This window comes from Streptomyces sp. T028 (assembly GCF_048159505.1).
Taxonomy (GTDB): Bacteria; Actinomycetota; Actinomycetes; order Streptomycetales; family Streptomycetaceae; genus Streptomyces.
This window is the reverse complement of record NZ_JBLRVZ010000038.1, coordinates 22402-47150: the sequence shown is the minus strand read 5'-3', so window position 1 is coordinate 47150 and position 24749 is coordinate 22402. Positions and strand designations below refer to the sequence as shown.

Below are 24749 nucleotides of genomic sequence, written 5' to 3'. Positions count from 1 at the left end.
GGGCTGTCAGAGCGCGAGGGGCTCGAAGGGGTCCTTGGGCCGGTCCAGCTCGCGTTCCAGTCCTCCTCCGCCCGGTCTCGGCACGCGCGGCTCCCGTACGCCCGCGCCTCCGCCGCCCTCGCCCTCGGCGAAGTCGAACCACACGGTGACGACGGCCCCGCGCGGTATCTCCACCCCGGGCGGTGGGTACTGCCGTACGACGTAGTCGACGACGGCTCGGTGGAAGTCGGGCCGGTCCGGAGCGGCCAGCAGCACGCCCTGTGCCGCGGCCGTCTCGCGCGCGTCCACGGCCATCAGGCCGACGAACCGTGGCACACGCACATCGGGTGTTTTGGGTGGTATGAGCACAGATGTCACCCCCAGCGGTACTGGAAGGGTAACCGCACAGGTGTGCCGTTCGGAAGCGCTGTGTGTCCATCCGTGACTTTTCGCTACCCAGCGTCACGAATGCCGGGGCGGGACGGGGCGGGGCGGCGTCACCGGGGCTGGAGGTCCAGCCGGTAACAGTGGCCCTCCCGCTTCGACTCCGGCGTCGTGAAGACCTCCTCGAGCCGCATCCCCAGGCGCTGTGTGACCGCGATGGAGCGCGCGTTGTCCGCGGCGACCATGGCCACCACCGTCGGCACGCCCGCCGCCCGTACCCGCTCCAGCGTCATCTGCGCGGCCGCCGTGACGTACCCCTGGCCCCAGTGCTCCCGCCCGAGCCGCCACCCGATCTCGATCTCGCCCTTGGGCCCCCACTCCCGCGGCCAGGGCTGCGCGCCCGTGAAGCCGATCACCCGGTCGTCACGGTCCAGCATGGTCCACAGGCAGAAGCCGTACTCGGCGTCGTGCCGGCGCTGGCGGGCGGTGAGCTCCTCGTAGACGGAGAGTTCGGCCGGCCTGCCGCCCTGGAACTCCATCACGTCCGGGTGGGCGAAGACCCGGTGCCAGGCGACCGCGTCCTCGTCCGTGGGAACGCGCAGCCGTACTACGGGGAGAGCTCGGTTCACGGGGCAGCCCTTCAGCCAGGTGATCAATTCTGCTGAATAGACTGCCCATGTCCAGTGCCGGACGGCACGCAGATTACGAACTTGGGGAGATCCCGCCGTGACCGTCGAGACCGAGCCCCACTCCGAGTCCGCCTCCGAGTCGCTCTCCGCGAACACCGCAGACGTCATCGTCGTCGGCGCGGGGCCGGCCGGCTCCACGACCGCGTACTACCTCGCCAAGGCCGGACTCGACGTACTCCTGCTGGAGAAGACCCAGTTCCCGCGTGAGAAGGTCTGCGGCGACGGCCTCACCCCGCGCGCCACCAAGCAGCTCGTGGCCATGGGCATCGACATCTCCGAGGAGGCCGGCTGGCTGCGCAACAAGGGCCTGCGGATCATCGGCGGCGGCGTACGCCTCCAGCTGGACTGGCCGGATCTCGCCTCCTTCCCCGACTACGGCCTCGTCCGCAAGCGCGACGACTTCGACGAGCAACTCGCCCGCCAGGCCCAGAAGGCCGGGGCCCGCCTCCACGAGCGCTGCAACGTCGGCGCCCCGATCGTCGACGACCGCACCGGCCGGATCACCGGCGTCCACGCCAAGCTGGGCGAGGACAAGCGCGAAGTCACCTTCCACGCCCCGCTCGTGGTCGCCGCCGACGGCAACTCCACCCGGCTGTCGCTGGCGATGGGGCTGCACCGCCGCGAGGACCGCCCCATGGGCGTCGCGGTCCGCACCTACTTCACCTCCCCGCGCCACGACGACGACTACCTGGAGTCCTGGCTGGAGCTGTGGGACCGCCGCGGCCCCGGCGAGGACCGTCTCCTGCCCGGCTACGGCTGGATCTTCGGCATGGGCGACGGGACGAGCAACGTGGGGCTGGGCGTCCTCAACACCTCCGACTCCTTCAAGGAACTCGACTGGCGCGAGGTCCTCAAGGCCTGGTGCGCGTCGATGCCGGAGGACTGGGGCTACACCCCCGAAAACATGACCGGCCCGATCCGCGGCGCCGCCCTCCCCATGGCCTTCAACCGCAAGCCCCACTACACCAAGGGCCTGTTGCTCGTCGGCGACGCCGGCGGCCTGGTCAACCCCTTCAACGGGGAGGGCATCGCCTACGCCATGGAGTCCGGGCAGATCGCCGCCGACGTCATCGTCCAGGCCCACGCCCGCGCCACCCCCGCCCAGCGCGAACTCGCCCTGCGGCGCTACCCGCAGATCCTCGCCGACACCTACGGCGGCTACTACACCCTGGGCCGCGCCTTCGTGAAGCTCATCGGCAACCCGAAGGTCATGAAGGTCGCGACCCAGCGGGGTCTGACCCACCCGATGCTGATGAAGTTCACCCTGAAGATGCTCGCCAACCTCACCGACCCCACGGGCGGCGACGCGATGGACCGCATCATCAACGGCCTGAGCAAGGTGGCCCCGAAGGCCTGACGGGCCGTACGGAGCCCACGGACGACGCGTAGGGCCGCTGCCCCCGAGCGGCAGCGGCCCTTACGTGTGTGTGGGTGTCGTGGTGGCGAGTGGGGCGGGTCTCAGAGGACGCGCACCGCACCCGTCGCCGGGTATCCGGACAGCTGCTGGATGACAACACCCTTGGAGGGGTTGGCCGCGTCCAGGTACTGGCCGTTCCCGATGTAGACGCCCACGTGGTAGGCGGAACCCTTGGCGCCCCAGTAGAGGATGTCGCCGACCTGAAGGTTGGACAGGGAGACGTCCGTGCCGGACATCGACTGGTCCTCGGAGACGCGCGGCAGGTCGACGCCGACCTGCTTGAAGGCGGCCTGGACCAGGCCCGAGCAGTCCCACGCGTTGGGGCCGGTGCCGCCCAGGACGTACGCGTCGCCCACCTGTGCCTTGAGGAAGGCGATGACCGTGGCCACGCTGCCGCTGGCGGGCGCGGAGGCGGTCGTGGAGAGGGTGGAACGTCCCGCGGAGCGGGAGGCGGCCTCCGCGGCGGCCACACGGGCCTCCTCCGCCTTCTTCTTCGCCTCGGCCTTCTTGGCGGCGGCGAGGTCCTTCGCGGCCTCCTTGGCCGCCGCGGCGGCGGCCGCGTCACGCTCGGCCTCGAGCTGGTAGTTCGCGGCCGCCTGCTGCGTCGCCTGGGCGGACTGCGCCACCTGGGCCGCCAGGTCGCCCGTGAACATGGGCAGTTCCAGCGTCTGGGTCACCGGCTCGGCGGCGTTGGCCGAACCGGCCGCCGTGGCGACCGCCAGCGTGCCGAGGACACCACTGGCGACTCCGGCCCGCATCGCGATGTTCGACGCGCTGCGGCGGGGCTTCCGGTGGCTGCGTATGTGAGCGGTGTGGGACATGAGTCCAACCGGTATCAGGGGATCCTCCATACCTTCAAGAAACGTGTCCTGCGCCACATTTGTTCAACGTGGGCCTCAAACACCGTTCGCGCCACTCTTTATTGACGCCGTAACGGACATTGCGGACATGGGCATTCGAGCCTGTGATCACGGGCTTTCATTGATACGCCCGAATTGCCCTCGGCCTACCATTGGCCGGGATCGTTGGCCAAGCCCGGTTCTCAGAGGTCTCTCATTGATGTGGCGGAGGTCACGGAACGGTCACCGGTACGACCGCGTCACGCGCGTAGATCACTTTTCGTCCCGCTCGTGAACGCGTGCACGCGTTCACATCCGACCCCGGGTCCCCTCCGATGTGTGAACGCGTCCCTCTATCAACCCGTCGCGTCCACCACCAATTTGCATGCAAGGGAACTCTCTTGATATTGAGACGCCCCTCGCTGCCTGCGGTGACGAGCGCAAATGTCACTTCTTGTGATCACTCTGGCGCTTCCGGTGCGAAGATCGCCGCTGATATGACTTCATGATCCTTCGTTAGGTGGTGGAGATCACAAAGCTTCTGCAATACCCCGTGTCGCAGATCACAGAGCGGCGGGCATAGGATGCGGAGCAGTTGGGCTTGTGACCTGCTTCACATGTTCGCGATCTTCGCCGGGACGGGCGGGACTTGTGTAACGCGTGAGGCGGATGTGAGTCCGATGCCATCGCCAGCAGTCAGTGCCGACTGAGAGGAGCGAGGAGCGGTGAACGCGTATGCGCCCATCCTCGTACTGGGAGCCCTCGGGGCAGGCTTTGCGATCTTCTCCGTGGTCATGGCCACGCTGATCGGGCCGAAGCGGTACAACCGCGCCAAGCTCGAGGCCTACGAGTGCGGAATCGAGCCGACCCCCACGCCGGCCGGCGGCGGGCGCTTCCCCATCAAGTACTACCTGACGGCGATGCTCTTCATCGTCTTCGACATCGAGATCGTCTTCCTCTACCCCTGGGCCGTCACCTTCGACGCCCTGGGTGTCTTCGGGCTCGTCGAGATGCTGCTCTTCGTGCTCACCGTCTTCGTCGCCTACGCGTACGTCTGGCGGCGCGGCGGCCTGGAATGGGACTGAGGGGCCTTTAGCCATGGGACTCGAAGAAAAGCTGCCGAGCGGTTTCCTGCTGACCACCGTCGAACAGGCCGCGGGCTGGGTGCGCAAGGCATCCGTCTTCCCCGCCACCTTCGGCCTCGCCTGCTGTGCCATCGAGATGATGACCACCGGCGCCGGCCGCTACGACCTGGCCCGCTTCGGCATGGAGGTCTTCCGCGGCTCACCCCGCCAGGCCGACCTCATGATCGTCGCCGGCCGGGTGAGCCAGAAGATGGCACCGGTGCTGCGGCAGGTCTACGACCAGATGCCGAACCCGAAGTGGGTCATCTCCATGGGCGTGTGCGCGTCCTCGGGCGGCATGTTCAACAACTACGCGATCGTCCAGGGCGTCGACCACATCGTCCCCGTCGACATCTACCTTCCCGGCTGCCCGCCGCGCCCCGAGATGCTGATGGACGCGATCCTCAAGCTCCATCACAAGATCCAGAACTCCAAGCTGGGCGTGAACGCCGAGGAAGCGGCCCGCGAGGCGGAGGAAGCGGCGCTCAAGGCCCTGCCCACGATCGAGATGAAGGGGCTGCTGCGGTGAGCGACGCGAACGGCACGCATGCGGACGGCGTGAATCCCGAGAAGGATCTCTCCGCCTCCAACCTCCCCGGCCAGCGCGGCCAGGGCGGCGAGGAGGTCCGCGTCCAGCGGGGTATGTTCGGCGCCAACAACGGCGGCGACACCTCCGGCTACGGCGGGCTGGTCCGCTCCGTCCGCCTCCCGGGCCCGGCCGCCCGGCCCTACGGCGGCTGGTTCGACGAGGTCGCCGACGAACTCGAGGGCGCCCTGGAGGAACAGGGCCTGGTCCCCGAGAACGCGATCGAGAAGACGGTCGTCGACCGCGGCGAACTCACCTTCCACATCGAGCGTGAGCACCTGCTGCGCGTCGCGCGCACCCTGCGCGACGACCCTGCCCTGCGCTTCGAGCTCTGCACCGGTGTCAGCGGCGTCCACTACCCGAACGACAAGGGCCGCGAGCTGCACGCCGTCTACCACCTGCGCTCGATCACCCACAACCGGCTGATCCGCCTGGAGGTCAGCGCCCCGGACGCCGAGCCGCGCATCCCCTCCCTGGTCTCGGTCTATCCGACCAACGACTGGCACGAGCGCGAGACCTACGACTTCTTCGGGATCGTCTTCGACGGTCACCCGGCCCTGACGCGGATCATGATGCCGGACGACTGGCAGGGCCATCCGCAGCGCAAGGACTATCCCCTCGGCGGCATCCCCGTCGAGTACAAGGGCGCCCAGATCCCGGCTCCGGACCAGCGGAGGTCGTACTCGTGAGCACGCAGTCAGCAGCCGCCCGCGAAACCACCGAGGGCACCGTCTACACGGTCACCGGTGGCGACTGGGACGAGGTCGTCCAGTCCGCGTCCCGTGCCGACGACGAGCGCATCGTCGTCAACATGGGCCCCCAGCACCCCTCCACCCACGGCGTGCTCCGCCTGATCCTGGAGATCGAGGGCGAGACGGTCACCGAGGCCCGTTGCGGCATCGGCTACCTCCACACCGGAATCGAGAAGAACCTCGAGTTCCGCACGTGGACGCAGGGCACCACGTTCGTGACGCGCATGGATTACCTGACGTCCTTCTTCAACGAGACCGCCTACTGTCTCGCCGTCGAGAAACTCCTCGGCCTCGAGGACCAGATCCCCGAGCGCGCCAAGATCATCCGGGTGCTCCTGATGGAGCTGAACCGCATGTCCTCCCACCTGGTGTGCATCGCCACCGGAGGCATGGAGCTCGGCGCCACCACGATCATGATCTACGGCTTCCGCGACCGGGAGATGATCCTCGACCTGTACGAGCTCATCACGGGCCTCAGGATGAACCACGCGTACATCCGCCCCGGCGGACTCGCCCAGGACCTGCCGCCCGGCGCGGTGGACCAGATCCGCGAGTTCGTGAAGAAGATGAAGAAGAACCTCCCCGAGTACGACAAGCTCGCCACCGGGAACCCCATCTTCAAGGCCCGTATGCAGGACGTCGGCTACCTCGACCTGGCCGGCTGCATGGCCCTCGGCGCCACCGGCCCGATCCTGCGCTCCACCGGCCTGCCGCACGACCTGCGCAAGACCCAGCCGTACTGCGACTACGAGACGTACGACTTCGACGTCCCGACCGCGGACTCCTGCGACTCCTACGGCCGCTTCCTCGTCCGCCTGGAGGAGATGCGCCAGTCGCTGAGGATCGTCGAGCAGTGCCTGGACCGGCTGCAGCCCGGCCCGGTCATGGTCGGCGACAAGAAGATCGCCTGGCCGGCCCAGCTCGCCCTGGGACCGGACGGCCTCGGCAACTCCCTCGACCACATCAAGAAGATCATGGGCACCTCCATGGAGGCCCTGATCCACCACTTCAAGCTGGTCACCGAGGGTTTCCGCGTCCCGCCGGGACAGGCGTACGCGGCGGTCGAGTCGCCCAAGGGCGAACTCGGGGTGCACGCCGTGTCCGACGGAGGCACCCGCCCCTACCGGGTCCACTTCCGGGACCCGTCCTTCACCAACCTGCAGGCCATGGCGGCGATGTGCGAGGGCGGCCAGGTCGCCGACGTCATCGTCGCCGTCGCGTCCATCGACCCCGTGATGGGAGGCGTCGACCGGTGACCACCTCTTCTTCCGACCGGGGCGTCAGCCTGGGCATGCCCGAACTGCCGGCGCCCCCCTACCCGGACGACGTCCGGGCCAGGCTGGAGGCGGACGCGCGCGACATCGTCGCCCGCTACCCCGACTCCCGGTCCGCGCTCCTGCCGTTGCTGCATCTCGTGCAGTCGGAGGAGGGACACGTCACGCGCACCGGGATGCAGTTCTGCGCGGACGTCCTCGGCCTGACCACGGCCGAGGTCACCGCGGTCGCCACCTTCTACACCATGTACCGCCGCCGCAAGAGCGGCGACTACCAGGTGGGCGTCTGCACCAACACCCTCTGCGCGGTGATGGGCGGCGACGCGATCTTCGAGGCGCTCCAGGAGTACCTCGGCGTCGGCAACGGTGAGACCACCGACGACGGAAAGATCACCCTGGAGCACATCGAGTGCAACGCGGCCTGCGACTTCGCGCCGGTCGTGATGGTCAACTGGGAGTTCTTCGACAACCAGACCGTGCAGAGCGTGAAGCGCCTGGTGGACGACCTGCGGACCGGAGGTGAGGTGTCGCCCACGCGCGGGGCGCCGCTGTGCACCTTCAAGGACACCGCGCGGATTCTGGCCGGCTTCCCCGACGAGCGGCCAGGGGCCGTCGAGGCGAGCGGCAGTGCGGGACCGGCGTCGCTGGTGGGCCTTCGCCTGGCAAGGGGAGAGGCCGCACCCGCGCGCGTGGTCCATCCGCGGGAGGAACCCGAGGACGCGCGCCCCACGGACACGGTCACCGAGGAGGGGGAGTGATGACCTTGGCACCCGAGCTGAAAGGCAGCAGCCCCGAGAAGCTGCTCGCACCCGTGCTGTCGGCCTTCTGGGACGAGGAGAGGTCCTGGTCACTGGACGTCTACCGAAGGCACGAGGGGTACGAGGGACTCCGCAAGGCGCTCGCCATGTCCCCGGACGAAGTGATCGCGTACGTCAAGGACTCCGGTCTGCGCGGGCGCGGTGGCGCGGGATTCCCGACGGGGATGAAATGGCAGTTCATTCCCCAGGGTGATGGAAAACCGCACTATCTAGTTGTCAACGCCGACGAATCGGAGCCGGGCACCTGCAAGGACATCCCGCTCCTCTTCGCGAACCCGCATAGCCTCATCGAGGGCATGGTCATCGCGTGTTATGCCATCAGGTCGTCGCATGCGTTCATCTATCTGCGTGGTGAAGTCGTCCCCGTTCTGCGGCGGTTGCACGAGGCCGTGCGCGAGGCCCATGCGGCGGGCTACCTCGGCGAGAACATCCTGGGCAGCGGACTCGACCTCGACATCACCGTGCACGCCGGCGCCGGCGCGTACATCTGCGGTGAGGAGACCGCACTGCTCGACTCGCTCGAAGGCCGCCGTGGTCAACCGCGGCTCCGTCCCCCTTTCCCTGCGGTCGCGGGCCTCTATGCCTGCCCGACTGTGGTGAATAACGTCGAGTCGATCGCGTCAGTTCCCGCCATCCTGAAAAACGGGAAAGAATGGTTCAGGACGATGGGCAGCGAGAAGTCCCCGGGCTTCACGCTCTACTCGCTCAGCGGGCATGTCGCGAGCCCCGGCCAGTACGAGGCCCCGCTCGGCATCACCCTCCGTCAGCTCCTCGAGATGAGCGGCGGCATGCGACCGGGCCACCGCCTGAAGTTCTGGACGCCGGGCGGCTCCTCGACCCCGATGTTCACCGACGAGCACCTCGACGTCCCTCTTGACTACGAAGGAGTGGGTGCCGCGGGTTCCATGCTCGGCACGAAAGCACTCCAGTGCTTCGACGAGACGACGTGCGTGGTGCGCGCCGTCACCCGCTGGACCGAGTTCTACGCCCACGAGTCCTGCGGCAAGTGCACCCCGTGCCGCGAAGGCACGTACTGGCTCGTGCAGTTGATGCGTGACATCGAGGCCGGCAAGGGCGTGATGGCCGACCTCGACAAGCTGAACGACATCGCCGACAACATCAACGGCAAGTCGTTCTGCGCCCTCGGCGACGGCGCCGCCTCGCCGATCTTCTCCTCGCTCAAGTACTTCCGCGAGGAGTACGAGCAGCACATCACCGGCCGGGGCTGCCCCTTCGACCCGGCGAAGTCGACGGCCTGGGCCGACCGCCCGGAGGTGAACGCATGACCGTACAGCAGTCTGAAAGCGGCTCCGCCGCGGGCCAGCGTCCCTCGGGAGGGGGGGAGGCGGCGGTCCCGCCGGAGGACCTCGTGACGCTGACGATCGACGGCGCGGAGATCAGCGTGCCCAAGGGCACCCTGGTCATCCGGGCCGCCGAGCAGCTCGGCATTGAGATCCCCCGCTTCTGCGACCACCCCCTCCTCGACCCGGCCGGCGCCTGCCGCCAGTGCATCGTTGAGGTCGAGGGCCAGCGCAAGCCGATGGCGTCCTGCACGATCACCTGCACGGACGGGATGGTGGTGAAGACCCAGCTCACCTCGCCCGTGGCCGAGAAGGCCCAGCACGGAGTGATGGAGCTGCTCCTCATCAACCACCCGCTGGACTGCCCGGTCTGCGACAAGGGCGGCGAGTGCCCCCTGCAGAACCAGGCCATGTCCCACGGTCAGGCCGAGTCCCGCTTCGACGGCCGCAAGCGGACCTACGAGAAGCCGGTCCCGATCTCCACGCAGGTGCTGCTCGACCGCGAGCGGTGCGTGCTGTGCGCCCGCTGCACCCGGTTCTCCAACCAGGTCGCGGGCGACCCGATGATCGAGCTGATCGAACGGGGCGCGCTGCAGCAGGTCGGCACCGGCGAAGGCGACCCGTTCGAGTCGTACTTCTCCGGCAACACCATCCAGATCTGCCCGGTCGGCGCGCTGACCTCGGCGGCGTACCGATTCCGCTCCCGCCCCTTCGACCTGGTCTCCTCGCACTCGGTGTGCGAGCACTGCTCCGGCGGCTGCGCCACCCGCACCGACCACCGGCGCGGCAAGGTCATGCGGCGCCTGGCGGCCCCGGACCCCGAGGTCAACGAGGAGTGGATCTGCGACAAGGGGCGCTTCGCGTTCCGGTACGCGCAGCAGCGCGACCGGCTCGAGACGCCCCTGGTGCGCAACGCCGAGGGCGACCTGCAGCCGGCGTCCTGGCCGGAGGCCCTGCAGATCGCCGCTCAGGGCCTGCTCGCCTCGCGCGGCAGGACCGGCGTCCTGACCGGCGGCCGGCTCACCATCGAGGACGCGTACGCGTACAGCAAGTTCGCGCGCGTGGCGCTCGACACCAACGACATCGACTTCCGCGCGCGCGTGCACAGCACCGAGGAGGCCGACTTCCTCGCGGCCCGGGTGGCCGGCCGCGGCCGTGACCTCGACGGTACGGGCGTCACGTACACCTCCTTGGAGAAGGCACCCGCCGTCCTGCTGGTCGGGTTCGAGTCCGAGGAGGAGGCGCCCGGCGTCTTCCTGCGGCTGCGCAAGGCCTGGCGCAAGCACGGACAGAAGGTGTTCTCGCTGGCCACGCACGCCACGCGCGGCCTGGAGAAGGCGGGCGGCACGCTGCTGCCGGCCGCTCCGGGCACCGAGACCGAGTGGCTGGACGCGCTCGCCGGCGGGGTCGGCCTGGACGAGGCCGGCGGCCAGGCCGCTCAGGCGCTGCGCGCCGAGGGCGCGGTGATCGTCGTAGGGGAGCGGCTGGCGAGTGTGGCCGGTGGTCTGACGGCCGCCGTACGGGCCGCCAACGCCACCGGAGCCTCCCTGGTGTGGATTCCGCGCCGGGCGGGGGAGCGGGGCGCGATCGAGGCGGGTGCGCTGCCGTCGCTGCTGCCGGGCGGGCGTCCGGCGACCGACCCGCGCGCGCGGGAGGAGGTCGCGGCCGCCTGGGGGCTCGCCGAACTCCCGCACCGGCACGGCAGGGACACCGGTGAGATCGTCGAGGCCGCCGTGTCCGGCGAACTGCAGGCGCTGCTCGTCGCGGGTGTGGAGGTCGCCGACCTGCCCGATCCGCTGCGCGCGCGTGAGGCGCTCGCCGAGGCCGGCTTCGTGGTGTCGCTGGAGCTGCGGCCCAGCGAGGTCACGCGGCTCGCGGACGTCGTCCTGCCGGTGGCCGCGGTCGCCGAGAAGCCGGGTGCCTTCCTCAACTGGGAGGGCCGGGTCCGCTTCTTCGAGGCCGCGCTCAAGCCCGACCAGATGACGCGCCGTCCGGCGCCGTCCGACGCGCGCGTGCTGCAGATGCTCGCCGACGCCATGGACGTCCACCTGGGCCTGCCGGATCTGCGCACCGCGCGCGCGGAGCTGGACCGGCTGGGCGGGTGGGACGGCCCGCGGGCCACCGAACCCCTGGAGACCTCCGGTGTGCTGCCGAGGCCGGCCGCGGGGGAGGCCGTACTGGCCGGGCACCGGCTGCTGCTCGACCAGGGCCTCCTGCAGGAGGGCGACGAGGCGCTCGCCGGGACGCGGCACGCGGCACGCGCACGCGTGTCGGCCGCGACGGCCGCCGAGTCCGGGGTGAAGGACGGTGACGTCCTCGCCGTGACCGGCCCGCGCGGAGTCGTCGAACTGCCGCTCCAGGTCACCGAGATGCCCGACCGGGTGGTGTGGCTCCCGCTGAACTCCACCGGTGGCGGCGTCGCCTCCGACTCCGGGGCAAGGCCCGGCTCCCTCGTCCGCATCGGTCCGGCGACGCCCGCCGCCGAAGCCCCCAAGGAGGTGGAGGCATGAGCCCGTACCTTGCCGCTGAAGACCTCTCGATGTTCGGCCGCGACCCCTGGTGGCTGGTCGTGATCAAGGCGGTGTTCTGCTTCGCCTTCCTGATGCTGACCGTGCTGTTCTCCATCGTCTGGGAGCGCAAGGTCGTCGCCTGGATGCAGCTGCGCATCGGCCCCAACCGGCACGGCCCCTGGGGCATGCTCCAGTCGCTCGCCGACGGCATGAAGCTGATGCTCAAGGAAGACATCATCGTCAAACGCGCGGACAAGGTCGTCTACGTCCTCGCACCGATCGTCGCGGCCATCCCGGCCTTCATGGCGATCGCGGTGATCCCCTTCGGCCCGGCCGACAACGAGATCTCGATCTTCGGCCAGCGCACCACGATGCAGCTCACCGACCTGCCGATCGCGATGCTGTACATCCTCGCGGTCGCCTCGGTCGGCATCTACGGCATCGTCCTGGCGGGCTGGAGTTCCGGATCCACCTATCCGCTGCTGGGCGGCCTGCGCTCGTGCGCCCAGATGATCTCGTACGAGATCGCCATGGGTGCCGCGTTCGCCTCGGTGTTCCTCTACTCGGGGTCGATGTCGACGTCGACGATCGTCGAGCAGCAGACGGACCGCTGGTACATCATCCTGCTGCCGGTCTCGTTCATCCTGTACATCGTCACGATGGTCGGCGAGACCAACCGCGCCCCCTTCGACATGCCGGAGTCCGAGGGCGACCTGGTCGGCGGCTTCAACACCGAGTACTCGTCGATCAAGTTCGCGATGTTCATGCTCGCCGAGTACGTCAACATGGTGACCGTCTCGGCCGTGGCCACCACGCTCTTCCTGGGCGGCTGGCGCGCACCCTGGCCGATCAGCGCCTTCTGGGAGGGCGCGAACCACGGCTGGTGGCCGATGCTGTGGTTCGTCGTCAAGGTCCAGCTGCTGCTGTTCTTCTTCATCTGGCTGCGCGGCACGCTCCCGCGCGTGCGCTACGACCAGCTGATGAAGCTCGGCTGGAAGGTCCTCATCCCGGTGTCGGTGACCTGGCTGATGCTCGTCGCGACCGTACGGACCCTGCGCAACGAGAACTACGACTTCGCCCAGATCGCCCTCTACGTCGGCGGCGGTGTCCTGGCCCTGCTGCTGCTCTCCTTCGTCGTGGACATGTTCCGCAGCGGCGCGAAAGCGGCCCAGACCCCCGCCGAACCCGCCGGCTTCGACCCGATGGCGGGCGGATTCCCCGTACCGCCACTGCCCGGACAGGAGCTTCCCGCGGTGCCCAGGCGCCGTCCGCGCCGGGAGCGGGAGCTGATTGTCAGTGGTGGGTCGGACACTGTCAGTGACGGATCGCTGGATGGAAAGGAGGCGTCCGATGGCTGAGGAGCCAAAGGAGACCGGGCAGACGAAGCCCGGCTTCCAGAATCCCGTGGCCGGCTTCGGCGTGACCTTCAAGGCCATGTTCAAGAAGCGGCTGACCGAGCAGTACCCGGAGCAGAAGAAGACCACCGCCCCGCGGTTCCACGGACGGCACCAGCTCAACCGCCATCCGGACGGCCTGGAGAAATGCGTCGGCTGTGAGCTGTGCGCCTGGGCCTGCCCCGCCGACGCGATCTACGTCGAGGGCGCGGACAACACCGACGAGGAGCGCTACTCGCCGGGCGAGCGGTACGGGCGCGTGTACCAGATCAACTACGCCCGCTGCATCCTGTGCGGCCTGTGCATCGAGGCGTGCCCCACGCGCGCGCTCACGATGACGAACGAGTTCGAACTCGCCGACTCCAGCCGCGCCAACCTGATCTACACCAAGGAGCAGCTGCTGGCCGGCCTCGAGGACGGCATGGTCGACACCCCGCACGCGATCTACCCGGGGACCGACGAGCAGGACTACTACCGGGGCCTGGTGACCGAGGCCGCGCCCGGCACGGAGCGCCAGGTGGCTGTCTCCAAGGGCGAGGAGCCCTCCCCGGAGGAGGTGGAGGCATGAACGAGCTCGCCGCCTACTCCACCTCCACCGGAGAGGCCTTCCAGTTCTGGGTCCTCGGCACCGTCGCGGTGATCGGCGCCCTGTGCACCGTCTTCATGAAGAGGGCCGTCCACAGCGCGCTCTGCCTCGCGGGCACCATGATCATCCTGGCGATCTTCTATCTCGCCAACGGCGCCTACTTCCTGGGCATCGTGCAGATCGTCGTCTACACCGGCGCGATCATGATGCTGTTCCTGTTCGTGGTGATGCTCGTCGGCGTCACGGCGGCGGACTCCCTGAAGGAGACCATCAAGGGCCAGCGCTGGCTGGCCCTGGTGTGCGGTCTCGGCTTCGGTATCCTGCTGGTCGCCGGCATCGGCAACGCCTCCCTGACCGAGTTCACCGGCCTCTCCCAGGCCAACGCGAACGGCAACGTGGAGGGCCTCGCCGCCCTCATCTTCACCAAGTACGTCTTCGCCTTCGAAATCACCGGCGCCCTGCTGATCACGGCCGCCGTCGGCGCCATGGTGCTCACCCACCGCGAGCGCACCGAGCGGGCCAAGACCCAGCGTGAGCTGGCCGAACAGCGCGTCCGCGAAGGCAAGCACGTACCGCCGCTGCCCGCGCCGGGCGTGTACGCGCGGCACAACGCGGTGGACATCGCGGGCCTGCTGCCCGACGGCACCCCGTCGGAGCTCACGGTCAGCAGCACCCTGCGTGAACGCGGCCAGATCCGTGACGTGTCCACCCAGGCGCTGAACGACCTCAAGGCGCTGGAAGAGCGCGCGGAGGACCGTCTGGAGCGCGGCAAGAGCGAACCGCCGCGCCTCGAGCGGAGCTCCCGGCGGACCGAGGAGGCGTCGAAGTGAACCCCGTCAACTACCTCTACCTCGCCGCCCTGTTGTTCACGATCGGCGCGACCGGCGTGCTGATCAGGCGCAACGCGATCGTCGTGTTCATGTGCATCGAGCTGATGCTCAACGCCTGCAACCTCGCGTTCGTCGCCTTCTCCCGGATGCACGGCAACCTCGACGGCCAGATCATCGCCTTCTTCACGATGGTCGTCGCCGCAGCGGAGGTCGTGGTGGGGCTCGCGATCATCGTGTCGCTGTTCCGTTCCCGCCACTCGGCCTCGGTCGACGACGCCAGCCTGATGAAGCTGTAAGGGGTCGGAAGAATCGTGGAGAACCTGATCGCGCTGCTGATCGCGGCGCCCCTGCTCGGAGCGGCCGTCCTCCTGGTCGGCGGCCGCCGGCTCGACGCCGTCGGCCAATGGATCGGCACGCTCCTCGCGGCCGTCTCCTTCGTGTTCGGCCTCGTCCTCTTCGGCGACCTGCTCAGCAGGAGCGCCGACGACCGGACGCTCACCCAGCACCTGTTCACCTGGATCCCGGTCGAGGGCTTCCAGGCGGACGTCGCCTTCCGCCTCGACCAGCTGTCGATGACGTTCGTGCTGCTGATCACGGGCGTCGGCTCGCTGATCCACCTGTACTCCGTCGGGTACATGGAGCACGACGAGCGGCGCCGCCGCTTCTTCGGCTACCTCAACCTGTTCCTCGCGGCGATGCTGCTGCTCGTCCTCGCCGACAACTACCTGCTGCTGTACGTCGGCTGGGAGGGCGTCGGTCTCGCCTCGTACCTGCTCATCGGCTTCTGGCAGCACAAGCCCAGCGCGGCGACCGCGGCGAAGAAGGCCTTCCTGGTCAACCGAGTCGGCGACATGGGCCTGTCGATCGCCATCATGCTGATGTTCACCACCTTCGGGACCTTCGCCTTCGGCCCGCTGCTCGGCACCGAGCACGAGCCGGGCATCGCGGGCGACGCGACCGAGGGCAGGCTGACCGCCATCGCCCTGATGCTGCTCCTCGCGGCCTGCGGCAAGTCCGCCCAGGTGCCGCTGCAGTCCTGGCTCGGGGACGCCATGGAGGGCCCGACTCCGGTCTCGGCCCTCATCCACGCCGCGACGATGGTGACGGCGGGCGTGTACCTGATCGTCCGTTCCGCGGCCATCTTCAACGGCGCGCCCGACGCCCAGCTCGTCGTCACCGTGGTCGGAGCGGTCACTCTCCTGTTCGGTGCGATCGTCGGTTGCGCGAAGGACGACATCAAGAAGGCCCTGGCCGGCTCCACCATGTCGCAGATCGGCTACATGGTGCTGGCCGCCGGCCTCGGCCCGATCGGCTACGTCTTCGCGATCATGCACCTGGTGACGCACGGCTTCTTCAAGGCCGGGCTGTTCCTCGGCGCCGGCTCCGTCATGCACGGCATGAACGACGAGGTCGACATGCGCAGGTACGGCGGCCTCAGGAAGTACATGCCGGTCACCTTCGTCACCTTCGGCCTCGGCTACCTCGCCATCATCGGCTTCCCGGGTCTGTCGGGCTTCTTCTCCAAGGACAAGATCATCGAGGCGGCGTTCGCCAAGGGCGGCACCGAGGGCTGGATCCTCGGCGGCTGCGCCCTGCTGGGCGCGGCGATCACCGCGTACTACATGACGCGCGTGATGCTGATGACGTTCTTCGGCGAGAAGCGCTGGCAGCCCGACGCGGAAGGCCACGAGCCGCACCCGCACGAGTCGCCCAGGGTCATGACGATCCCCATGATCGTGCTCGCCTTCGGATCGGTCTTCGCCGGCGGGTTCTTCAGCATCGGCGACCGCTTCCTGCACTGGCTCGAACCGGTCACCGGTCACAGTGAGGGCGACTCGCCGCTCAGCGTGGCGACGGTCACCGGAGCGACCATGGTCTGCCTGGTCATCGGCGTCGCCATCGCCTACGCCCAGTACGGCCGCCGCCCGGTCCCGGCCGTCGCTCCGCGCGGGTCGCTGCTCACCCGGGCCGCCCGCCGCGACCTGCTGCAGGACGACTTCAACCACGTCGTCCTGGTCCGCGGCGGCGAGCACCTCACCCGCTCCCTGGTCTACGTCGACCACACCCTGGTCGACGGAGTCGTCAACGGTACGGCGGCCTCGGTCGGCGGCCTCTCCGGACGGCTGCGCCGACTGCAGAACGGCTTCGCGCGGTCGTACGCGGTCTCGATGTTCGGCGGTGCGGCGCTCCTCGTCGCCGTGACCCTGCTGATGAGGGCGGTCTGATACCGATGTCCTTTCCTCTGCTGACAGCGACGGCCGTGCTCCCGGCGATCGGGGCGGTCGCCACGGCCGCCGTCCCGGCCGCCCGGCGCAACGCCGCCAAATCGCTGGCCCTGCTCGTGTCGCTGGGCACTCTCGCCCTGGCGATCGCCATCCTGGTGCGCTTCGACCCGGACGGCAGCCGCTACCAGCTCACCGAATCCCACGCCTGGATCGCGGACTTCGGGGTCCGCTACGAACTCGGCGTGGACGGCATCGCGGTGGCCCTCGTCGCGCTCACCGCGCTGCTGATCCCCTTCATCATCCTGGCGGGCTGGCACGACGCCGACCCGCTGGAGACCGGCAGCAGGCGCTGGCGGCCCACCCAGGGCTTCTTCGCGCTGATCCTGGCCGTCGAGGCGATGGTGATCCTCTCCTTCGAGGCCACCGACGTCTTCGTCTTCTACATCTTCTTCGAAGCCATGCTCATCCCGATGTACTTCCTCATCGGCGGCTTCGGCGACCGCGCCCACGAGCACGGCGAGAAGACGGCGTCCACGCAACGGTCGTACGCGGCCGTGAAGTTCCTGCTCTACAACCTGGTCGGCGGCCTGATCATGCTGGCCGCGGTGATCGGGCTGTACGTGGTGGCCGGGAGCTTCTCGCTCACCGAGATCGCCGACGCCCGAGCGAGCGGCTCGCTGCACATGGCGACCAGCACCGAACGCTGGCTGTTCCTCGGCTTCTTCTTCGCCTTCGCGGTGAAGGCGCCCCTGTGGCCGCTGCACACCTGGCTGCCCAACGCCATGCAGGAGTCCACCGCCCCGGTCGCCGTGCTCATCACCGCGGTCGTCGACAAGGTGGGCACCTTCGCGATGCTCCGCTTCTGCCTCCAGCTGTTCCCGGAGGCCAGCAAGTGGGCGACGCCGGCCATCCTCGTACTGGCGCTGATCAGCATCATCTACGGGGCACTGCTCGCCGTCGGCCAGCGCGACATCAAGCGGCTGGTGGCGTACGCGTCGATCTCGCACTTCGGCTTCATCATCATGGGCATCTTCGCGATGACCAGCCAGGGCCAGTCCGGCGCCACGCTCTACATGGTCAACCACGGCATCTCGACAGCCGCCCTGATGCTGGTCGCCGGCTTCCTGATCTCCCGGCGTGGCTCGCGGCTCATCGCCGACTACGGCGGTGTGCAGAAGGTCGCCCCGGTGCTCGCCGGCACCTTCCTGATCGGTGGTCTGGCGACGCTGTCGCTGCCCGGGCTCGCCCCGTTCGTGAGCGAGTTCCTGGTCCTCGTCGGCACGTTCTCGCGCTATCCGGCGATCGGCATCATCGCCACCTTCGGCATCGTGCTCGCCGCGCTCTACACCCTCGTCCTCTACCAGCGGACGATGACCGGCCCGGTGAAGCCCGAGGTCTCCGCGATGCCCGACCTCCGCGCGCGTGAGCTCGCGGTCGTCGCGCCGCTGATCGTGCTGCTGATCTTCCTGGGCGTCTATCCGAAGCCCGTCACGGACATCGTCAACCCGGCGGTCCAGCAGACCCTGTCCGACGTACATCAGAAGGACCCCCGGCCCGAGGTGGAGGCGGCCAAGTGAGCGCATCAGCCGTCCACAGCCTGTGGACAACGGCGGCCGAGCCGATCGCCAAGATCGACGCGCCGAAGATCGAATACGGGCAATTGTCGCCCACCTTGATCGTCGTGGGTGCGGCGATCGTCGGAGTGCTCGTCGAGGCGTTCGTGCCGCGCAAGCACCGCTACTACGCACAGCTGTTCGTGTCCGTCGTCGCGCTGGCCGCTGCCTTCGCCGCGGTCGTCGCCCTCGCGGCGGACGGCTACGGCACCACCAAGGCGCGCATCGCCGCCATGGGTGCGATCGCGGTCGACGGACCGGCCCTCTTCCTGCAGGGCACGATCCTGCTGGCCGCCCTGGTCGGCCTGTTCACCTTCGCCGAACGCCGCCTCGACCCCGAGGCGCACGGCAACCGGGTCGACTCCTTCGCCGCCCAGGCGGCCTCCGTGCCCGGCAGCGACAGCGAGAAAGCCGCGGTCAAGGCCGGTTTCACCACCACCGAGGTCTTCCCGCTGCTGCTGTTCGCGGTCGCCGGCATGCTGGTCTTCCCGTCGGCCAACGACCTGCTGACCCTCTTCATCGCCCTGGAAGTCTTCTCGCTCCCCCTCTATCTCCTGTGCGCCCTGGCCCGCCGCAAGCGGCTCATGTCGCAGGAAGCCGCGGTCAAGTACTTCCTGCTCGGCGCCTTCGCCTCCGCCTTCACCCTCTTCGGCATCGCCCTGCTGTACGGGTACGCCGGCTCGGTGTCGTACGCGACGATCTCCCAGGTCGTCGACGGCACCGTCAAGAACGTGAACCCGGCGCTCGCCGACACCATGGGCAACGACGCGCTGCTGCTCGTCGGCACCGCGCTGATCGTCATGGGCCTGCTGTTCAAGGTCGGCGCCGTGCCGTTCCACATGTGGACGCCGGACGTCTACCAGGGCGCGCCGACCCCGGTCACCGGCTTCATGGCCGCGGCGACCAAGGTGGCCGCCTTCGGCGCGCTGCTGCGGGTCCTCTACGTCGTCCTGCCCGGCCTGCGCTGGGACTGGCGGCCGGTCATGTGGGGCGTCGCGATCATCACCATGCTGGGCGGCGCGATCGTCGCGATCACCCAGACCGACATCAAGCGCCTGCTGGCGTACTCGTCCATCGCGCACGCCGGATTCATCCTCGCGGGTGTCATCGCGACCACCCCCGACGGTGTCTCGTCCGTGCTGTTCTACCTGGCCGCGTACTCCTTCGTGACCATCGGCGCGTTCGCGGTGGTGACCCTGGTGCGCGACGCCGGCGGCGAGGCCACGCACCTGTCCAAGTGGGCGGGGCTGGGCCGGCGCTCGCCGCTGGTCGCGGCCGTGTTCGCGGTGTTCCTGCTGGCCTTCGCAGGTATCCCGCTGACCTCCGGGTTCGCCGGGAAGTTCGCCGTGTTCAAGGCGGCCGCCGAGGGCGGGGCGGGGCCGCTGGTCGTGGTCGGTGTGATCTCGTCGGCGATCGCCGCGTTCTTCTACATCCGGGTGATCGTGCTGATGTTCTTCAGCGAGCCGAAGCCGGAGGGTCCGACCGTCGCCGTGCCGTCTCCGCTGACGATGGCTGCCATCGGCGTGGGGGTCGCGGTCACGCTGGTGCTCGGTGTGGCGCCGCAGTACTTCCTGGACCTGGCGAACCAGGCCGGGGTGTTCGTGCGCTGACCCGCGAGACGCGTGTACGGCGGGTCCGGCTCCCTCGGTTTCCGAAGGGCCGGGCCCGTCCGCGTGTTCGAGTGAGGCACGTTGTACACAGGGTGACCTGAGCGAGCCTGTGGATAACTCCGGCGGTGTCAGTCCGGACCCCTATCGTGGAGGCAGTGGTCGAGGGACGACGTACGGGGGACGAGACGATGGGTGGGACGGGCGGGATCGGCGAGATGACAGGGATCACCGGGACACCGGGGCGGACGGAGAGCGAGGCACTGGCCACGCTGCACCGGGTCTTCGGATACGAGGCCTTCCGCGGCGAGCAGGAAGAGGTCATCGAGCATGTGGTGGCCGGCGGGGACGCGGTCGTCCTCATGCCGACCGGCGGCGGCAAGTCGCTGTGCTACCAGATCCCGGCCCTGGTCAGACCGGGCACGGGAGTGGTCGTCTCGCCGCTGATCGCCCTCATGCAGGACCAGGTGGACGCACTGCGGGCGCTCGGCGTGCGCGCCGGGTTCGTCAACTCCACGCAGGACTTCGACGAGCGGCGCGTGGTCGAGGCCGAGTTCCTCGCGGGCGAACTGGACCTGCTCTACCTGGCGCCCGAGCGGCTGCGCCTGGACTCCACGCTGGATCTGCTCTCGCGCGGCAAGATCTCGGTGTTCGCGATCGACGAGGCGCACTGTGTGTCCCAGTGGGGCCACGACTTCCGCCCCGACTATCTGTCCCTCTCCCTGCTCGGTGAGCGCTGGCCGGACGTCCCGCGCATCGCGCTCACGGCGACGGCCACCCGCGCGACCCACGAGGAGCTCACCCAGCGGCTGAACATGCCGGCCGCCCGGCACTTCGTGGCGAGCTTCGACCGCCCCAACATCCAGTACCGGATCGTGCCCAAGGCCGACCCGAGGAAGCAGCTGCTGGGCTTCCTGCGCGAGGAGCACCCGGGCGACGCGGGCATCGTGTACTGCCTGTCGCGCAACTCGGTCGAGAAAACCGCCGAGTTCCTCTCGAAGAACGGCGTCGAGGCGGTCCCGTACCACGCGGGTCTGGACGCGGGCACCCGCGCGGCGCACCAGGCGCGGTTCCTGCGCGAGGAGGGCCTGGTCGTCTGCGCGACCATCGCCTTCGGCATGGGTATCGACAAGCCGGACGTCCGCTTCGTCGCCCACCTCGATCTGCCCAAGTCGATCGAGGGCTACTACCAGGAGACCGGCCGCGCGGGCCGTGACGGACTCCCCTCGACGGCCTGGATGGCCTACGGCCTCAACGACGTCATACAGCAGCGCAAGCTGATCCAGTCCGGCGAGGGCGACGAGGCGTTCCGGCGGCGGGCCACCGCCCACCTGGACTCGATGCTGGCGCTGTGCGAGACCGCCCAGTGCCGTCGGAGCCAGCTCCTCGCCTACTTCGGGCAGGAGGCCGGCCCGGCGGGCTGCGGCAACTGCGACACTTGTGTCGCCCCGCCGGAGACCTGGGACGGCACGGTCGCCGCCCAGAAGGTGCTGTCGACGGTGGTGCGGCTGCAGCGGGAGCGCGGGCAGAAGTTCGGCGCGGTGCAGATCGTCGACATCCTGCTGGGCAAGCGCACGGGCAAGGTCATCCAGTTCGACCACGACCAGCTGTCCGTGTTCGGCATCGGCGAGGAGCTCGCCGAGGGTGAATGGCGGGGCGTCGTCCGGCAGTTGCTGGCGCAGGGTCTCCTCGCGGTCGAGGGGGAGTACGGCACCCTGGTGCTGACCGAGGCCAGCGGGGCGGTCCTGCGGCGCGAGCGGGAGGTGCCGCTGCGCAAGGAACCGAAGAAGCCGGCGACGGCGAAGGCGTCGGGCTCGTCCTCCACCGGGAAGGGCAAGGCCAAGGCGTCCGCGGCCGAACTGCCCGAGCAGTTGCTCCCCGCCTTCGAGGCGCTGCGCGCCTGGCGCGCCGAACAGGCCCGCGAACAGGGCGTCCCGGCGTACGTCATCTTCCACGACGCCACGCTGCGGGAGATCGTCACCGCGTGGCCGACATCGGTGCGGCAGCTGGGCGGGATCAGCGGCGTCGGCGAGAAGAAGCTCGCGACGTACGGGGAGGGCGTCATCGCGGTCCTGGCGGAGCTGGGGAGCGCGCCGGGGGCGGCTGCGGAGGTCGGCGGGGAGACGGGGAGCGCCGGAGGGCCAGCGGGCGGTTCCGGCGCCGCGGCCGGAGCCGTGGCCAAGGCCGGTGCTGACGACGACTGGCCCGAGATGGACATGGAGCCCGAGCCGGACGACTGGATATAGGCGCCGGGCCGGACCCGACCACAGGTCGGCCGCGCGCACTCGGGCGGGGTGTGCGCGGCCGTGTGGACCGACGGCGACCGACGGCGACCTCACCACGCCCGTGCTGTACGGGGTGGGCCGAACAGGTGGTGCGGAAGTGCTGCGCCGCCCCTTACGGCGGCGGCGCGGTGCCGGTGTCACGCCAGGGCGTTGAGGCCCGGCGCGAAGGCGATCAGCAGGGGGAGCAGGGGGATCAGCCCGGCCACCGCCGTCGTCAGCGCCCGGTGTCTGCGGCCCAGCCGGGGCGGCGGCTCGAGGAGCCGGTCGACGCGCTCGCCGAGGAGGCGATGACTGGAGGCGCAGGACAGGACACCCCGGTGCTGGTTCAGCTCTATCAGCGCCAGGGCGGTGGTCAGGTGGCCGCAGCGACGGGACGCGGTGTCGTCGGCGGCGAGTTCGACCAGGCGGTGCGTCTGGTCGCAGAAATGGGAGAAGAGCGGAATGCGGGGGAATCCGGTGGCCAGGGCGGTCGAGAGGTGCAGCAGCCAGTCGTGGTGGGCGCGGGCGTGGCCGCGCTCATGGGTCAGGACGGCGTCCAACTGGTGGGAGGTGAGGCGGTGCAGGGCCCCGGTGGTGACGATCAGCTGGGGCGGGTTGCCGGGCATCCACCAGGCGTCGGGGTACTCGTCCTCCAACACCAGCAGCGGGCCACGGGCGGACGGCAGGCCCGCGGGCAGGTCGGGGGCGCGTTCACGCAGGTGGGCGCGGGCCTGGCCGCGGCGGCGGCGCGCCTCCACGAGCTCCCGGGCCAGCATCGCGGTGGTCCAGGCGGCCCCGCAGGCCAGCAGCAGGGTGAGCGCCGTAGCCCAGGGCGGGGCCGCGGAGAGGTCGTACGCCTCGGTCACCGCGGGCGGAGCGGGGGCGAAGACCTGGACGCGGACCGTGTGGAAGACGGCGGCCGTGCCGAGTACCAGCGCCGCCAGACAGCACAGCAGCACCGTGGCGACCAGGCACTGCCACACCCACAGCGCCACGACCGGCTCCCGCTCGGGCCACTCGGCCCGGGTCAGCGCACGCGGCGCCGGCACGGCGGCCGTCACCGCGACGGCGCTCAGCAGGAGCAGGCAGACGGTCATGCCATCGGTCATGCCAGGGGCTCCGGATCCTGGTCGGAGAGGACGGACGAGGGACGCAAGGGGTGGGGCGGGCTTGCGCTCCGGGAGCGGAGGGCCGGCCGGTGGTGCGACGGACGTGCGGCGGGAGCGGCACGAGGACGGCGCCCGCCGCCAGTATGACGGCGGTGACCGCCGGAGTCAGCCTGCTGGAAGCAGGCCCGTCATCCCGCCACGATCCGCCCGCTCACCACTCCCAGCCCCACCCGCAGGCCGCCGGACCCCGGGGCCCATGCCGACAGGGTCACCTCGTCGCCGTCCTCCAGGAAGGTCCGCTTGCCGTCGGGGAGTTCGAGGGCGTCGCGGCCGTTCCAGGTCAGCTCCAGGAGGGAGCCGCGCTGGTCCGGGGCCGGGCCGCTGACCGTGCCCGAGCCGTAGAGGTCGCCGGTGCGCAGGGAGGCGCCGTTGACGGTCATGTGGGCGAGCTGCTGGGCGGCGGTCCAGTACATCGAGGCGAAGGGGGGTTCGGACACGACATGGCCGTTGATCGCCACCGAGATCCGCAGGTCGTAGCCGGCGGGTTCGGCGGCGGAGTCGTCCAGGTAGGGCAGCAGTGGCTGGGTGCGCTCCGGCGGGGCCACGCGCGCCTCCTCCAGCGCCTCCAGCGGGGTGATCCAGGCCGACACCGAGGTGGCGAAGGACTTGCCGAGGAACGGGCCGAGGGGGACGTACTCCCAGGCCTGGACGTCCCGGGCGGACCAGTCGTTGAGCAGGCAGAGGCCGAAGACGTGGTCCCGGAAGGCGCCCGCGGCCACCGGCTCGCCCATCGCCGACGGCACGCCCACCACGAAGCCGACCTCGGCCTCGATGTCGAGGCGGACGGACGGGCCGAACACCGGGGTGGGATCGGCGGGGCCCTTGCGCTGGCCCGACGGGCGGACCACGTCCGTGCCGGAGACGATCACCGTGCCCGACCGGCCGTGGTAACCGATGGGCAGATGCTTCCAGTTCGGGGTGAGGGAGTCGGCCGCGTCGGGGCGGAAGATCTGGCCGACGTTCCGGGCGTGGTTCTCGGAGGCGTAGAAGTCGACGTAGTCCGCGACCTCGAAGGGCAGGTGCAGGGTCACCGAGGACAGGGGGCGGAGGAGCGGTTCGAGAGCGGCGCGGTGCGCGGGGTCGGTGACGGCCTCGGTGAGCGTGCGCCGGACCTCCGACCAGGTGGTGCGGCCCGCCGCCAGCAGGGGGTTGAGGGTCGGCCGGGCGAGCAGGGCGGCGTGCGGCGAGCCGAGCGCGCGGGCCGCGGCGCCCGCGTCCAGGACGTGGTCGCCGAGCCGTACGCCGACGGTCCGCTCCGCGGAGCCCGGGAGGGAGAAGACGCCGTACGGAAGGTTGTGCGGGCCGAAGGGATCGCCCTCGGGGATGTCGAAGGGGGGCATCGGGTACTGCCTCTCTTTCGTGCTCACCATGTCGTGCTCGCGTGCGCT

At 69.7% G+C, this 24749-nt stretch carries 21 protein-coding genes; 16 read left to right on the top strand and 5 right to left on the bottom strand.

The features are described from left to right. Positions 1 to 6: 6 nt before the first annotated feature. Positions 7 to 321: a PASTA domain-containing protein gene (locus tag ACLZN2_RS33465; protein ID WP_416983157.1), complete on the bottom strand. Its 315-nt coding sequence runs from the start codon at positions 319 to 321 to the stop codon at positions 7 to 9. 155 nt (positions 322 to 476) lie between these two features. After that, a complete protein-coding gene (locus ACLZN2_RS33460; RefSeq protein WP_416983156.1) occupies positions 477 to 1019 on the bottom strand; it encodes a GNAT family N-acetyltransferase in 543 nt (180 codons plus the stop codon). Between the two features lie 70 nt (positions 1020 to 1089). Between ACLZN2_RS33460 and ACLZN2_RS33455 the strand changes: the two genes are divergently transcribed. Beyond that, positions 1090 to 2409, top strand: coding sequence for a geranylgeranyl reductase family protein (locus tag ACLZN2_RS33455; RefSeq protein ID WP_416983155.1), 1320 nt, complete (start codon positions 1090 to 1092; stop codon positions 2407 to 2409). A 101-nt stretch (positions 2410 to 2510) separates the two neighbouring features. Here ACLZN2_RS33455 and ACLZN2_RS33450 read toward each other — a convergent pair whose 3' ends face one another. Further along, positions 2511 to 3320, bottom strand: coding sequence for a C40 family peptidase (locus ACLZN2_RS33450; protein ID WP_416983154.1), 810 nt, complete (start codon positions 3318 to 3320; stop codon positions 2511 to 2513). A gap of 713 nt (positions 3321 to 4033) precedes the next feature. On the opposite strand from ACLZN2_RS33450, the gene ACLZN2_RS33445 reads away from it, so the two are divergent. The 15 genes from ACLZN2_RS33445 (at position 4034) to recQ (ending at position 22174) form a co-directional block, all read left to right on the top strand. Beyond that, on the top strand, positions 4034 to 4393 hold the full coding sequence (locus tag ACLZN2_RS33445; protein WP_007383963.1) for an NADH-quinone oxidoreductase subunit A: 360 nt from the start codon (positions 4034 to 4036) through the stop codon (positions 4391 to 4393). Between the two features lie 13 nt (positions 4394 to 4406). Beyond that, entirely contained in the window at positions 4407 to 4961 is a 555-nt protein-coding gene (locus tag ACLZN2_RS33440) for a NuoB/complex I 20 kDa subunit family protein (protein WP_055635348.1), read from the top strand. Next, complete coding sequence (locus ACLZN2_RS33435) at positions 4958 to 5707, top strand: NADH-quinone oxidoreductase subunit C (protein WP_416983153.1); 750 nt, start codon at positions 4958 to 4960, stop codon at positions 5705 to 5707. The genes ACLZN2_RS33440 and ACLZN2_RS33435 overlap by 4 nt, the downstream gene beginning before the upstream one ends. Further along, positions 5704 to 7026: an NADH-quinone oxidoreductase subunit D gene (locus tag ACLZN2_RS33430; protein WP_416983152.1), complete on the top strand. Its 1323-nt coding sequence runs from the start codon at positions 5704 to 5706 to the stop codon at positions 7024 to 7026. Before ACLZN2_RS33435 ends, ACLZN2_RS33430 begins: the two co-directional genes overlap by 4 nt. After that, a complete protein-coding gene (gene nuoE, locus ACLZN2_RS33425; protein ID WP_416983151.1) occupies positions 7023 to 7802 on the top strand; it encodes an NADH-quinone oxidoreductase subunit NuoE in 780 nt (259 codons plus the stop codon). Before ACLZN2_RS33430 ends, nuoE begins: the two co-directional genes overlap by 4 nt. Then, a complete protein-coding gene (gene nuoF, locus ACLZN2_RS33420; RefSeq protein WP_416983150.1) occupies positions 7799 to 9148 on the top strand; it encodes an NADH-quinone oxidoreductase subunit NuoF in 1350 nt (449 codons plus the stop codon). The genes nuoE and nuoF overlap by 4 nt, the downstream gene beginning before the upstream one ends. Next, positions 9145 to 11673, top strand: coding sequence for an NADH-quinone oxidoreductase subunit G (locus tag ACLZN2_RS33415; protein WP_416983149.1), 2529 nt, complete (start codon positions 9145 to 9147; stop codon positions 11671 to 11673). The genes nuoF and ACLZN2_RS33415 overlap by 4 nt, the downstream gene beginning before the upstream one ends. Beyond that, a complete protein-coding gene (gene nuoH, locus ACLZN2_RS33410) occupies positions 11670 to 13031 on the top strand; it encodes an NADH-quinone oxidoreductase subunit NuoH (protein WP_416983148.1) in 1362 nt (453 codons plus the stop codon). Before ACLZN2_RS33415 ends, nuoH begins: the two co-directional genes overlap by 4 nt. Further along, positions 13024 to 13635, top strand: a complete 612-nt coding sequence (nuoI, locus tag ACLZN2_RS33405; RefSeq protein ID WP_416983147.1) for an NADH-quinone oxidoreductase subunit NuoI — start codon at positions 13024 to 13026, stop codon at positions 13633 to 13635. Before nuoH ends, nuoI begins: the two co-directional genes overlap by 8 nt. Beyond that, entirely contained in the window at positions 13632 to 14483 is an 852-nt protein-coding gene (locus ACLZN2_RS33400; RefSeq protein ID WP_416983146.1) for an NADH-quinone oxidoreductase subunit J, read from the top strand. Before nuoI ends, ACLZN2_RS33400 begins: the two co-directional genes overlap by 4 nt. Further along, positions 14480 to 14779: an NADH-quinone oxidoreductase subunit NuoK gene (gene nuoK, locus ACLZN2_RS33395; protein WP_003974374.1), complete on the top strand. Its 300-nt coding sequence runs from the start codon at positions 14480 to 14482 to the stop codon at positions 14777 to 14779. Before ACLZN2_RS33400 ends, nuoK begins: the two co-directional genes overlap by 4 nt. Before the next feature lie 15 nt (positions 14780 to 14794). Then, positions 14795 to 16708: an NADH-quinone oxidoreductase subunit L gene (gene nuoL, locus ACLZN2_RS33390; RefSeq protein ID WP_416983145.1), complete on the top strand. Its 1914-nt coding sequence runs from the start codon at positions 14795 to 14797 to the stop codon at positions 16706 to 16708. 5 nt (positions 16709 to 16713) lie between these two features. Further along, positions 16714 to 18285: an NADH-quinone oxidoreductase subunit M gene (locus tag ACLZN2_RS33385; RefSeq protein WP_416983144.1), complete on the top strand. Its 1572-nt coding sequence runs from the start codon at positions 16714 to 16716 to the stop codon at positions 18283 to 18285. Then, positions 18282 to 19931, top strand: coding sequence for an NADH-quinone oxidoreductase subunit NuoN (gene nuoN, locus ACLZN2_RS33380; RefSeq protein ID WP_416983143.1), 1650 nt, complete (start codon positions 18282 to 18284; stop codon positions 19929 to 19931). Before ACLZN2_RS33385 ends, nuoN begins: the two co-directional genes overlap by 4 nt. 188 nt (positions 19932 to 20119) lie before the next feature. Beyond that, complete coding sequence (recQ, locus tag ACLZN2_RS33375; RefSeq protein WP_416983314.1) at positions 20120 to 22174, top strand: DNA helicase RecQ; 2055 nt, start codon at positions 20120 to 20122, stop codon at positions 22172 to 22174. 176 nt (positions 22175 to 22350) lie between these two features. Here recQ and ACLZN2_RS33370 read toward each other — a convergent pair whose 3' ends face one another. Then, the gene (locus ACLZN2_RS33370; protein ID WP_416983313.1) at positions 22351 to 23289 is read right to left on the bottom strand and encodes a M56 family metallopeptidase; all 939 of its coding nucleotides are present in this window, start codon (positions 23287 to 23289) and stop codon (positions 22351 to 22353) included. Positions 23290 to 23489: 200 nt separating this feature from the next. After that, on the bottom strand, positions 23490 to 24701 hold the full coding sequence (gene fahA, locus ACLZN2_RS33365; RefSeq protein WP_416983142.1) for a fumarylacetoacetase: 1212 nt from the start codon (positions 24699 to 24701) through the stop codon (positions 23490 to 23492). Positions 24702 to 24749: the final 48 nt, after the last annotated feature.

Coding starts and splice junctions, on each gene's coding strand:
- ACLZN2_RS33400 (WP_416983146.1), top strand. CDS start 13,632: ATGAACGAGCTCGCCGCCTACTCCACCTCCACCGGAGAGGCCTTCCAG.
- nuoH (WP_416983148.1), top strand. CDS start 11,670: ATGAGCCCGTACCTTGCCGCTGAAGACCTCTCGATGTTCGGCCGCGAC.
- nuoI (WP_416983147.1), top strand. CDS start 13,024: ATGGCTGAGGAGCCAAAGGAGACCGGGCAGACGAAGCCCGGCTTCCAG.
- ACLZN2_RS33370 (WP_416983313.1), bottom strand. CDS start 23,289: ATGACCGTCTGCCTGCTCCTGCTGAGCGCCGTCGCGGTGACGGCCGCC.
- ACLZN2_RS33450 (WP_416983154.1), bottom strand. CDS start 3,320: ATGGAGGATCCCCTGATACCGGTTGGACTCATGTCCCACACCGCTCAC.
- fahA (WP_416983142.1), bottom strand. CDS start 24,701: ATGCCCCCCTTCGACATCCCCGAGGGCGATCCCTTCGGCCCGCACAAC.
- ACLZN2_RS33385 (WP_416983144.1), top strand. CDS start 16,714: ATGTCCTTTCCTCTGCTGACAGCGACGGCCGTGCTCCCGGCGATCGGG.
- recQ (WP_416983314.1), top strand. CDS start 20,120: ATGGGTGGGACGGGCGGGATCGGCGAGATGACAGGGATCACCGGGACA.
- ACLZN2_RS33440 (WP_055635348.1), top strand. CDS start 4,407: ATGGGACTCGAAGAAAAGCTGCCGAGCGGTTTCCTGCTGACCACCGTC.
- ACLZN2_RS33415 (WP_416983149.1), top strand. CDS start 9,145: ATGACCGTACAGCAGTCTGAAAGCGGCTCCGCCGCGGGCCAGCGTCCC.